The 11947-nt window shown below is 67.3% G+C and carries 10 protein-coding genes; 3 read left to right on the top strand and 7 right to left on the bottom strand.

What is annotated here, in order from left to right:
* Positions 1 to 173: 173 nt before the first annotated feature.
* From JWP83_RS30025 to JWP83_RS30010, 4 genes are all read right to left on the bottom strand, one after another.
* Complete coding sequence (locus JWP83_RS30025) at positions 174 to 2351, bottom strand: glutamine synthetase III (protein WP_297738879.1); 2178 nt, start codon at positions 2349 to 2351, stop codon at positions 174 to 176.
* Positions 2352 to 2588: 237 nt separating this feature from the next.
* Positions 2589 to 4109 (bottom strand): MFS transporter, encoded by a 1521-nt coding sequence (locus tag JWP83_RS30020; protein ID WP_297738877.1) that lies wholly within the window; start codon positions 4107 to 4109, stop codon positions 2589 to 2591.
* 53 nt (positions 4110 to 4162) lie between these two features.
* Positions 4163 to 5953 carry an N-acetylglutaminylglutamine synthetase gene (gene ngg / locus JWP83_RS30015; RefSeq protein ID WP_297738874.1) on the bottom strand — a complete coding sequence of 597 codons (1791 nt, stop codon included), beginning with the start codon at positions 5951 to 5953 and terminating at the stop codon, positions 4163 to 4165.
* The gene (locus tag JWP83_RS30010; RefSeq protein ID WP_297738872.1) at positions 5950 to 7755 is read right to left on the bottom strand and encodes an N-acetylglutaminylglutamine amidotransferase; all 1806 of its coding nucleotides are present in this window, start codon (positions 7753 to 7755) and stop codon (positions 5950 to 5952) included. Before JWP83_RS30010 ends, ngg begins: the two co-directional genes overlap by 4 nt.
* A gap of 310 nt (positions 7756 to 8065) precedes the next feature.
* Here JWP83_RS30010 and JWP83_RS30005 point away from each other — a divergent pair, with 310 nt between their 5' ends.
* On the top strand, positions 8066 to 8971 hold the full coding sequence (locus JWP83_RS30005; protein WP_297738870.1) for a phosphatidate cytidylyltransferase: 906 nt from the start codon (positions 8066 to 8068) through the stop codon (positions 8969 to 8971).
* Between the two features lie 9 nt (positions 8972 to 8980).
* On the opposite strand, the gene JWP83_RS30000 is transcribed toward JWP83_RS30005, so the two are convergent.
* Both JWP83_RS30000 and JWP83_RS29995 read right to left on the bottom strand, forming a co-directional pair.
* Positions 8981 to 9616 carry a lysophospholipid acyltransferase family protein gene (locus JWP83_RS30000; RefSeq protein ID WP_297738869.1) on the bottom strand — a complete coding sequence of 212 codons (636 nt, stop codon included), beginning with the start codon at positions 9614 to 9616 and terminating at the stop codon, positions 8981 to 8983.
* Entirely contained in the window at positions 9613 to 10485 is an 873-nt protein-coding gene (locus JWP83_RS29995; protein ID WP_297738867.1) for a CDP-alcohol phosphatidyltransferase family protein, read from the bottom strand. Before JWP83_RS29995 ends, JWP83_RS30000 begins: the two co-directional genes overlap by 4 nt.
* 336 nt (positions 10486 to 10821) lie before the next feature.
* Here JWP83_RS29995 and JWP83_RS29990 point away from each other — a divergent pair, with 336 nt between their 5' ends.
* Both JWP83_RS29990 and JWP83_RS29985 read left to right on the top strand, forming a co-directional pair.
* Entirely contained in the window at positions 10822 to 11196 is a 375-nt protein-coding gene (locus JWP83_RS29990) for a DUF732 domain-containing protein (protein ID WP_297738865.1), read from the top strand.
* A 94-nt stretch (positions 11197 to 11290) separates the two neighbouring features.
* Positions 11291 to 11626, top strand: coding sequence for a DUF732 domain-containing protein (locus JWP83_RS29985; protein ID WP_297738863.1), 336 nt, complete (start codon positions 11291 to 11293; stop codon positions 11624 to 11626).
* 38 nt (positions 11627 to 11664) lie between these two features.
* Here the strand turns inward: JWP83_RS29985 and JWP83_RS29980 are convergent.
* Positions 11665 to 11947: TOBE-like domain-containing protein (locus JWP83_RS29980; protein WP_297738861.1), on the bottom strand; the 283-nt coding region annotated here is incomplete at its 5' end.

Raw genomic sequence — 11947 nt, 5'->3', positions numbered from 1 at the left:
GGGGCAAGGCCCGTCAGCAGAAAGGTTGCGGCACACCACTTGGCAGATCTTGGCGAGTTTCTTGCGAAATTCTTGCGTTCGCGGCCAAGGATGCGCCGAGCGCGGATCGCCGGGCGTGGGAGCCGCGGATCACCGCCGCTGGCGCGGCCGACCCCCACACCCGACGAAGTCCATCACAGGATATACAGCATTTCCTGGTAGGTGGGCAGCGGCCATAAGTCGTCGGCCACAACGCTTTCCAGCGTGTCGGCGGCGGTGCGCACTGCGGCCATCGCCGGAAGCAGAGCCTCCTGAGCGTGTGTCGCCTCGTCGAGTGCCGACTCGCCCGAGTGATTGGACAGCGCGGCCTTCAGGGTTGCCAGAGCGTCGGTCAGATCGGCTATCGGTCCCGAAACCGATTCCAGCACCGCGGTGCTCGGCTCCAATCCGGCCTTCTTCAGCGCGGCCACGTTCTGGGCGAGCTCGGTCTGGTAGCGGACCGCGGCGGGCAGGATGACCGTCGTCCCGAGCTCCAGTGCGAGCTTCGCCTCGACACCTATGGTGAGCACGTACTGCTCCAGGCGAACCTCGTAGCGGCTGTGCAGCTCGCGGTCGTTGAACACACCGTATTTCGCGAACAGTTCGATCGCGTCCGGCTTGATCAACTCCGGAATGGCATCCAGCGTGGTCTTGAGGTTCGGCAGGCCGCGCTCGGCCGCTTCGACTTGCCAGTTATCCGAGTAGCCGTCGCCGTTGAACACCACCGCACCGTGCTCGGTGATGACCTCGGTGAGTAGCGTCTGGACAGCCTTGTCGAAGTCCTCACCGTCGGCGACGGCCTCCTCCAGGACGGTCGCCATGTAGTCCAGCGAGTCCGCCATGATCGTGTTGAGAACAATCAACGGCACGGCAACCGTCTGCCCGGAACCCGGCGCCCGGAATTCGAACCGGTTCCCGGTGAACGCGAACGGGCTGGTGCGATTGCGGTCCCCCGGGTCGGTCGGCAGCGCCGGCAGCGTGTCGACACCAATGATCATGGTGCCCTTGCCCTTTGACGAGGTGGCCGCGCCCTTCGCGATCTGCTCGAACACGTCGGCGAGCTGTTCACCGAGGAAGATCGAGATGATCGCCGGGGGCGCCTCGTTGGCACCCAGCCGGTGATCGTTGGTCGCCGAGGCGACCGACACCCGGAGCAACCCCGAGAACTTATGCACGGCGCGGATCACCGCGGCGCAGAACACCAGGAACTGGGCGTTCTCGTGCGGAGTGTCGCCCGGGACCAGCAGCGAACCCAGCTCGGAGTTGCCCAGCGAGAAGTTCACATGCTTGCCCGACCCGGTGACGACGGCGAACGGCTTCTCGTGGAACAGGCACTCCATGCCGTGCTTCTTGGCGATCGTCGTGAAGACCGTCATCAGCAGCTGCTGGTGGTCGGAGGCGATGTTGGCCCGCTCGAACATCGGGGCGATCTCGAACTGGCCGGGGGCCACCTCGTTGTGCCGGGTCTTGGCGGGAATCCCGAGTTTGAACAGCTCGCGCTCGGTGTCCATCATGAAGCCCAGGACACGCTCGGGCACCGCGCCGAAGTAATGGTCGTCGAACTCCTGACCCTTGGGCGGCTTGGCTCCGAACAGTGTGCGGCCGGCGTTGACCAGATCGGGTCGTGCCAGGAAGAAGTGCCGATCGATCAGGAAGTACTCCTGCTCCGGGCCGCAGAACGAGACGACGTGGTTCAAGTCCTGGTGGCCGAACATCTTCAGGATGCGCTCGGCATGCGCACCCATCGCCTGCTGGCTGCGCAGCAGCGGCGTCTTGTAGTCCAGCGCCTCACCGGTCATCGACACGAAAACCGTTGGGATGCAAAGCGTGTTGCCGTTCGGGTTCTCCAGGATGTAGGCCGGGCTGGTGGCGTCCCAGCCGGTGTAGCCGCGCGCCTCGAAGGTGCTCCGCAGCCCACCCGACGGGAAGCTGGACGCGTCGGGCTCGCCCTGGATGAGGGTCTTGCCGGCGAACTCAGCGAGCGTGGTCCCATCGCCGACTGGATCCAAGAAGCTATCGTGCTTCTCGGCGGTCAGGCCGGTCATCGGGTAGAACACGTGCGCGTAGTGGGTAGCGCCCTTCTCCAGCGCCCAGTCCTTCATCGCCACCGCCACCGTGTCCGCGACGGCGGGATCTAGCTTGGCGCCCTTCTCGATTGTCGCCACGACGGACTTGTACACCGATTTGGGCAGCCGCGTCTGCATTTCGGCCTTGGTGAAGACGTTCGAGCCGAAGATCTCGCCGGGGGTCTCACCGAGTACGAAGCTGATGGCTGGGGGGACATACGCCTCGACATTGTTGATCGCCTGCAGGCGGGCTGCGTTTCCGCTCAATTGAGTTCCTATCGCTGAGGGGGGCCCACGATTTCCATGCCGGAAAGCAGACCGCCCTACAGTAGGAACGTTCGATGCCGAACTTGTTACGCACGTGTCAACGGTGGGTCCGTAATGGTTGCGATCATGAGACTTGCGCCGAGTCTGCGTCCAGAGCGGAAATCTTGGCGTTTTGACGCTCTCACCGCAGGATCGGCGCGACCCGCCGGCGCCGTTGTTCCGAATTTGGTGCCGGAATCAGGCACCGCGGTGGTCGCCCTCGCGAGGGTCTCCCGGCGACGGGGCCCCCGCCGAGTCTGCCTCGCGCTCGGCGTCGGCCACCGTCAGGGGCAGGGCCAGCTCCTCGAGCGGGCGTCGTTCGGCCGCGACGCCGAGCCACAGTTCGACCAGGCCCGCGATCGCCATCACCACCGCCCCGATGAGGAACGACCAGACCACCTGACCGCGTTGTCCAGAATTGATCAACTGACCGAACAACAGCGGGCCGGTGATGCCGCCGATCGCCGTTCCTACCGCGTAGAAGAACGCGATCGCCAGCGCCCGGGTCTCCATCGGGAAGATCTCGCTGACGGTCAGGTATGCCGCGCTTGCGCCCGCCGACGCCAGGAAGAACGCCGCCGCCAGCACGGCGATAAACGTCCAGGCGCCGCCGGTTTGCGTCACGAACACCACCGCGAGGACAACGGTCACCACCGCGGAACCGATGTAGGTCGCCGTGATCATCGGTTTGCGGCCGACGGTGTCGAACAGGTGCCCGAGCGCCAGGGGACCCACGAAATTGCTGAGGGCCCAGAGGATGAAGAACACCGGCACCTTCCCGGACGGGACCCCGTAGAACCCGCTCAACAGAGTGCCCAGGTTGAACGTGACGCCGTTGTAGAGGAACGCCTGCCCGATGAACAGCGCCAGTCCAAGCACCGCGCGACGCGGATACAGCGTGAACGCCACCCTGGCGATCTCCCGGAACGAAATCGTCTCGCGCTGACGAACTTTGAGCGGGCGCCCCGCCGGTGGGGGCAGCGGCTCGCCGGTCTCGCGCTGCACCTGCTCTTCTATTTCGCCGACGACCCGCTCGGCCTCCTCCGCGCGCCCGTGGATGAACAACCACCGCGGACTTTCCGGGACGTTGCGCCGGACCAGTAGGACGAAGATGCCGAAGATGGCGCCGACCCCGAAAGCGAGCCGCCAACCGATGTTCGGCGCGAAATTCGATGTGTCGAGTAGGACCAGTGCGCCGGCCGCACCGGCGGCCGAGCCCAGCCAGTAGGTCCCGTTGATCACCAGGTCCACGCGACCGCGCACCCGCGCCGGGATCAACTCGTCGATCGCCGAATTGATCGCGGCGTATTCGCCGCCTATGCCCGACCCGGTGAAAAAGCGGGCGAGGAAGAAATACCAAGGCGCAAAGGCGAATGCGGTCGCGACGGTAGCGGTCAGGTACACCGCGAGCGTGAGGATGAACAGGTTGCGCCGTCCGAAGCGGTCGGTCAGGTGACCGAAGAACAGCGCGCCCAGGCAGGCCCCGGCGATGTAGAACGCCGCCGCCAACCCGATCTGTGCGGCGTTGAGTTCGATGCCGCTGCCCTTCTCGGTCAGGCGGGACGACACGTTGCCGACCATGGTGACCTCGAGCCCGTCGAGGATCCAGACGCCGCCGAGGCCGATGACCACGCGCCAGTGAAACCGCGACCAGGGCAGCCGGTCCAGCCGCTCCGGCACATGGGTGGTGATGGTCCCGGTTTGCGCGCCCGCGCTCATATGACTCCTATCTGGGTGAGCGGAGAATTACCCAAACAGGGCGTATCGCAAGCTCAATCACGGTCAGGGCGTGACTCCTCGGGAGTCCACGCCGGCGGCTGGCCCGGATGACCGGGGAACAGGTAGTCGATGAACGCCGCGGCCGTGGGCTGGGGCTCGTGGTTGGCGAGTCCCGGTCGCTCGTTGGCTTCGATGAACGCGTACTCGGCACCGGTGACGTCGGGCACGAGAAGGTCGATGCCCGTCACCCCGATCCCGATCGCCTCGGCCGCCGCCACCGCGACGCGACACAGTTCCGAGTTCACGTGCGCGGTGACATCGTGGATCGTCCCGCCCTGATGCAGGTTGGCGGTGCGGCGGACGCGGAGCCGATTCCCCTGGGGCAGCACGTCGTCCAGCCTCCAACCGGCTTCGGCCACCGTCGCTTCGGTGATGTCGTCGATCGGGATCTTGGACTCGCCACCGGTGGCGGCGGATCGCCGCCGGCTCTCGGCCGCGATCAGGTCCCGCACGGTATGGTCCCCGGTGCCGATGATCTCGGGGGGCATCCGCAGCGCGGCGGCAACGACCCGGCCGTTGATCACCACCAGGCGGAGGTCGTCGCCCTCGACGCGCTCCTCGATGAGCACCTCCGGGTGGTGCTGCCGAGCCCGCGCCACCGCCGCGGCAAGCTCGTCGAGGCCCGTTTCGGCCGATATGCCCACGGTGATGCCCTTGCCCTGCTCTCCGCGCGTGGGTTTGACGACGACCTCCCCGACCTCCTGCAGGAAGGCGAAGTCGCCGTCGTCGGAGGTGGCCAGGCGCGCGCGCGGCACGGTGATGCCCGCCTCCGAGACCAGTCGACGCGTCAACCGCTTGTCGTCGCAACGGCACATCGCGACCGCCGAGGTGAACTCGGACAGCGATTCACGGGTGATCACGGCGCGACCGCCGTGGGTGAGCCGCATCTCGCCGGTCTCGGCGTCAAGAACCTCGACCCAGATTCCGCGGCGCATCGCCTCGTCGGCGATGATCCGGGCGTAGGGATTGAGATCCTCGACCGTCTCCGGCGGCGCGGTGAACAGCGGCTCGTTGATCGCGTTCTTCCGCTTGATCGCCAGCACCGGAACGCGGCGGAAACCGAGCTTCTCGTAAAGGCCGATGGCCGCGGCGTTGTCGTGCGCCACCGACAGATCCATGTAGGCGCGGCCCGCGCATCGGAAATGATCGGCCACGGCCCGGGTCAGGGCTTCACCCACCCCGGGAAGCGCCGCGGCGGGATCGACGGCCAGCGTCCACAGGCTCGACCCCTCCTCGGGATCGGAGAAGAGCAATTCATGGTCGACGCCGGTCACGGTGCCCACCACCGCGCCGTCGCCGTCACGCACGGCGAGCAGGTACGTCACCGCCTCCACGTGCAGATGGTTGTCCCAAATGGTCTCGACCGGCGCGGGCACCATGCCGCAACGCACGAACACGCGGTTCATGGCGTCGGCATCGTCCGGGTTGTTCAGGGTGCGCACTGTCATACCGACCGGCGTCGGCGCCAGGTTGTCCTCGTCCGGGTGAAAGCGCAACCGATAGGTGTGGCTGGGGTCGATGAAGAGCTCGGTCGGCGCCCCGGCGATCACCACGTGGGACTCGCGCGCGTAGATGCAGATGTCGCGCCGCCCCGGTACTTCCCGCCGCAGGGTTTCGGCCAATGTCTCCGCGTCGGCGAAGGTCTGGCCGAAGATGAGCCGGCCCCAACCCATTTCGAGCTCGACGTCCTTGGCCATGGCGTCCACCAGCTCGGGCGGCGAGGCGTCGTGCAGGCCGAGGGTGATGGCCTCGGTGTGGTCCTCTGAGGGGTCGACGGCCGTCACGCGGCCTGGCCCGTCACGCCATGACGCTGCAACCACAGCTCCAGCAGGGCGATCTGCCAGAGCTCGTTGCCGCGAAGGGGGGTCAGCCTGCCATTCGGATCGGCCAGCAGGGCGTCGACGGCTTCCGTGCGAAATAGGCCGCGCTCCTTGGCAACCGGCGCATAGAGGGCGTCGCGAACCATATCCAGGTAGGGCCCCGCGAGATGGGTTAGCGCGGGAACCGGGAAGTAACCCTTGGGCCGGTCGATGACCTCCGACGGGATCACCCGTCGCGCAGCCTGTTTGAGGACGCCCTTGCCGTCGTGCGCGGTCTTCAACTCCGGGGGGCACCTCGCGGCCAGCTCGACCAACTCATGATCGAGGAACGGAACCCGGCCCTCCAAGCCCCAGGCCATGGTCATATTGTCCACCCGCTTCACCGGGTCGTCGACCAACATCACCGTCGTATCGAGCCGCAGGGCACGGTCGACGCCTGTCTCGGCGCCGGCCCGCGCGAAGTGCTCGGTGACGAAGCGCTCGCTGGGATCGCCCTGCTGAAGGTTGCCCGGCGCCACAAGCGCGTCGACCCCCGCCGTGTCGCGATCGAAGAAGGCGGCGCGGTACTGGGCGACCGCCCCCTCGAGCGTGGCGGCGGCCGGTGAACCCATCGGCGGGTACCAGTGGTAGCCGGCGAACACCTCGTCGGCGCCCTGACCCGACTGCACCACCTTCACGTGGCGCGACACTTCCTGGCTGAGCAGGTAGAAGGCGACGCAGTCGTGGCTGACCATCGGCTCGCTCATCGCGCCGATCGCCCCGTCGAGCGCGGGCAGCATCCGATCTGTCCCGATGCGGATCTGGTGGTGATCGGTGCCGAAGCGTTGGGCGATGATGTCCGACCACCGGAACTCATCGCCCTCGACGCCACCCGCCGACTCGAAGCCGATGGAGAAGGTCGACAGCCCGTGCTGACCGGCTTCGGCGAGCAGCCCGACAATCAGGCTGGAGTCGACACCGCCGGACAGCAGGCAGCCGACCGGGACGTCGGCGACGAGCCGGCGCTCGACCGCGACCCGCAGCGTGGACAGCACCGCGTCCTCCCAGTCGCGTTCCGACCAGTCGGACTGGTCGGCCCCCCTGGTGAAGTCCGGCGCCCAGTAGGTGGTGATGGTGCGCCGGCCGTCGGGCTCGATGGCGACCAGCGACGCGGGAGGGACTTTGCGCACCCCGCGCAGAATCGTCAGCGGCGCCGGCACGACGGAGTGGAACGTCATGTAGTGGTGCAGCGCGACGGGATCGATGCGGGTGTCCAGGCCGCCGCCGGCCAGCAGCGCCGGAAGGGTCGACGCGAACCGGATCCGGTGAGCGTCCTCGGTCAGGTACAGGGGCTTGATACCGAGGCGGTCCCGGCCGAGCAGCACCCGGCCGCTGTCGCGTTCGACGATGACGAAGGCGAACATCCCGTACAGATGGCTGACGAAGTCGTCGCCCCAGCGGTGGTAGGCCTTGAGCAGAACCTCGGTGTCGCTGTGCGAGAAAAACCGGTAGCCGTGCCCCGTGAGCTCGCGCCGCAGTTCCTTGTAGTTGTAGATGCAGCCGTTCCAGGCAATCGCCAGGCCCAGCTCCGAGTCGACCATCGGCTGGGCGCCGGCATCGGTCAGGTCGATGATTTTGAGGCGACGATGACCGAGGGCGACGCGGCCCTGTGACCAGGCCCCCGCCGCGTCCGGCCCCCTGGGCGCCATGACAGCAGCCATTGCTGACACCGCCGCTACGTCGGGAACCCGGCCGTCGAGTCGAACCTCACCGGTGAGTCCACACACTCCCTTGACCCTACCGCGAGCCACATCCACCCGCTTAGCGTGGTTGACGGCGTTCGGTATCGGCAGAGGCCCGGAACTCGATGCCGCCCAGTTCGTGATACGTGTACTGAAGATCTCGCCATGCGCGTGGATAGCTTCGCCGACCTGACCAAGCAGCCTCCCGTCTACGCGGGCAGAACCCACTGAGAAGGCGCGCTTTCTGGATCGGCCGGCACGGCTTATCGTTTCCTCCGACCACGGTTTGCTGGGAGGCTGATGTGGACGGGACGCCGTTCGGCCGGGACCGCCTGATCGAATCCTGGCCACGCTGATGCTCGTCGACTACTACCTGCGGATCTTGCACCTGGATCGGCGGTTGCCGCTCAACGTCGACTTGGGTCCGCTGCACGTGCACCTGTACGCGCGATCGGTGTTCTTCATGTGGGTCACCGTGGTGATCCTGGTGATCGCCGGCGTCGTGGTGCTTGCGTCGCGCAGGCGTGAGCTGATCCGGCGGTGGACCACCTGGGTGATGATCGCACCGGTGGTCGGCATCCCCATCTGGATAGGCCGGGGCACCACCGCGGCACTCGCGGCGGCGCTGGCCGTGGTCGCGGTGTTCGAGTATGCGCGCCTGGTGAAACTCGGCAAGGTCGACACCTATCTGCTGCTGGCGCTGGCGGTGCTGTATCCGGTGGCGGCCTGGCTGCACCCACCGCTGCTGCGGCTTGCGCCGATCATCGTGCTGGCGTGCGCGCTGCCCTCGGTGTTCAGCGGCGATGTCGAACATGGCAGCAGGCGCACCACCTTCACCGCGTTCGGTTCGGTGTGGATCTGCTGGTCCCTGGCGCACCTGGTGACGTTGTGGTCGGACGCGTATCTGGTGTGCTTCGCGGCCGCGGCCACAGACGTCGCGGCGTGGTGCGGCGGGAAAGGGCTGCGCTACTTCCGCTGGGCCCGAAAGCCGTTGTCCCCGTTGAGCCCCAACAAGACAGTCGGCGGGTTGGTCGGCGCGGTGGTGGGGGCGTTTGTCGTGCTGACGTTGCTGGGCACGGTCACGATCGGTCTGCTGGTCGCGGTGGCGTTCGGCGGCGTGCTCGGCGACCTCGTCGAATCGATGGTGAAGCGGCAGGCCCAGGTTAAGGACGCGGGCTCGTGGCTCCCGGGCTTCGGCGGCCTGCTCGACCGGATCGACTCACTGTTGCTGGTCCTGCCGCTGGCCTATCTCCTCGGCTGAGCCGCCGCGTCATGCGGCGTGCGCCAGCTCGAGAGGCTTCGGCGGGAAGTCTTCCCGCAAGGCCATGACCTGCGCCCGCAGCTGCGGCGCGGAAGCGCTGGCCGGGTCGACGGGCTCACCGATGCGGACCTGCATCGGCGCGGGGGAGATGAAACTGGCGCCCTTTGGCAGCACCTCTGCGGTGCCCAGCACGGCGACCGGGACGATCGGCACGCCGCAATCGCGCGCCAATCGCACCGCGCCGGAACGGAATTCGGCTATGGTCCCATCCGTCGACCGGGTGCCCTCGGGATAGATGACGACGGTGCGTCCGGCCTCGAGCGCCGGGCGCACCGCGGCCAGCAGCTGGGCGTAGGAGTCGTTGCCGGACCGCCGCACGGGCAGGATGCCGATCAGCGAGGACGCCACGAAACGGCGCACCGGCACGTCGAACCAGTAGTCGGCCGCCGCGGCGAACACCGGCTGGGCGCCGGCGGGCAGCGCGGCCAGCAGCACCGCGGTGTCGGCGTGCGAGGAATGGTTGACCACCACCACGCAGCCGCCCGGCACGCGCCAGCGGCCCGTCACGGTCAGCCCGCCCGAAACGGCGCACACCGTCCGCCACAGCCGATGCCGCAGCACGCTGGCGATTCGGGTCGCGGTCATGATGCCAGCACCGCTAATTCCTGGGTGTCCTCGGCGGCCGGGGCACCCTGTCGCTTCGCCGCCAGCTCGCGGTGGGCGGCCCGCAGCCGCAGCGCGGCGGTGATCAGCGAACCGTTCACCAGCTGGGTCGAAACCACCGGCAGGACGACCGGGAAGGCGGTGGCCAACAGAACGAAAAGGCAGCGTTCGGTCTTGCCGAGCGGGCCACCGTTGCGCCGCGGCGCGCCGGCGGCCGCTCCGGCCAGCGAGACAAAGGTGGGCAGCGTCGCGGCCAGCGCGGCCACCAGCACCATGATCACCGGCCAGGACAGCCAATGCAGCCCGGGGCCGCGCTGCCGCGCCGCCCACACCGCGAGCCCCGCGAAGGTCAGCAGATCCGAGGCGCGATCGCCGATCTCGTTGACGACAAATCCCCACGGCCGGCTCACGCCGCGAGCGCGAGCGACCGCGCCGTCGAGGTTGGCTCCGGCCAGCCGCAGCGCCAGAAACAATGCCGCCAGCGGCCACCATCCCAGCGCGACCGTCACCCCGGCCATACCGGCCGCCATCACCCCGACAACGGTGAACACGTCCGGCGAGATGTTCCGTCGCACAGCGACGTTCACGATCGGCGTCAACCGGCGGGTGTACCACGGCTTCAGGGCGTAGAGGCCCTGCCACTTCCGCGCAGCCTTGGATGCCGCGGGAAACGGGGTCACGGCCGTGGCGACTACCTTGATCCGGGGAAGCGTGGCCGTCTCGGTCGCCGCGAGCGCCCGCGATCCCGACGTGTAGCAGCCGCGGTGGGCGATGCGGGGCTCGCTCACGGGAGTCAGCGTGCTGATGCCGCTCGTGCGCATCGTCTGCGCGTTGTCGAGGTCGGTGCTCACGGGGATTTCCTCTCGGCTGGGTGGTCTGTAGTTGTGTGCAAGTCGACGCCCCCCACGCCGCTACCGGTCCCAAGATCAGGACCGCAGAGACCCGGTGCGCCGCTCGCATAGCTAACGCCACCGCTCCCCCGCGGTCGGACACTTCTCTTGCGAACTTTCTCGGGGCCGGTCGCTGTGCACCGGCAGAACATACGTTGCACCACGGCGCTTGCCGCTTCGTCGCGAAGTTCTTGCGGAATCCTTGCGGCCGCTCGGCGCGAAGAATGTCTAGATTTCGGTTACCGTTCAACCAAGTCGTTCTTGACTTGAACCCCATTCACCCGTTCAGGGGAGGCCATGACCCGGACGAACGCGCGTCACGCGAAGTGGTCGACCGCCTACGCGGTCCTGCTGTCCGCTGCCGCGCTGCTTGGGGCGGCACATGCATCAGCGGAGCCAATTGACGATGCGTTTGTCGCGGCCCTCGCGAAAAGCGGGATCGCCATGCCCGACCGCAACAGCGCGGTTTCGATGGCCCATACGGTGTGCGCAGGATTCGATAAGGGCGAACCGTCAACCGCGGTTGCGATGAGGATCGTGAAGGACACCGACCTCAACGCCAAACAAGCCGGCTACTTCGTCGGCGTTTCGGTTGCCGCCTTTTGCCCGCAATACAGGGGCAACACCGACAATTCGATGAACTGGATGGTGCCGTTCCCCCCGATGATGTGAGCGTTGTTCTTGCCTCAAAGGACGTGTCGCTTTCGTCTGGCGTGCGGCCAAGTTATTTTTGAGTCGAAGCAATTCGCCCGCACTAAGAGGAACCGTGACCCATACCAACATGGGTTCTGGGACGTGGTCGACGTTTGTCGCGGTCCTGCTGTCCGCCGCTGCGCCGCTCTTCGCAGCGCCGGCGTCGGCGGATCAAACCGACGATGCTTTCGTCGCGGCCCTTGTGAGCCAGGGGATCCCGATTTCCGATAACAACGTCGCGGTTCAGCTCGGCCGTAACATGTGTGCCCTACTCGACCAAGGCACAACGCGACCCCTTCTTGTGATGAAGCTGATGAAGGACGCGAACCTCTCGGCCAGACAAGCCGGCTTCTTCCTGGGGCTTTCCGCGTCCGCGTACTGCCCGCAATACCGGAGTATCACCGGCTAGATGCCGTTGCGCGGTGGGTCCGGCAGCGCGCGTACGGGTCACGCCGACCTCGGTGCCGCCTGATCCGTCGCCTCGATGCCGACCGGCGAGGCCCGGGTGGCTCGCACATAGACGTTGTCGCCCTCGCGCAGGGCCAGCGCCTCCGCGTCGCCGCGGGTGATCTGCGCGGTGAAGGCTCCCCCGGTGGCGGCACTGGTCATCTCCACGCGGACCTCGAAGCCCAGCGCGACCACCCGGTCGACCTTGGCGCGCACCACTCCGATGGATTCCGCGGTGCCGTCCCCGCCGGCCACGGCCATGTCTGGCTTGCGGCCCACCCGG

Source organism: Mycobacterium sp. (genome assembly GCF_025965855.1).
GTDB lineage: Bacteria > Actinomycetota > Actinomycetes > Mycobacteriales > Mycobacteriaceae > Mycobacterium.
This window is presented reverse-complemented; position numbering and strand designations above follow the sequence as displayed.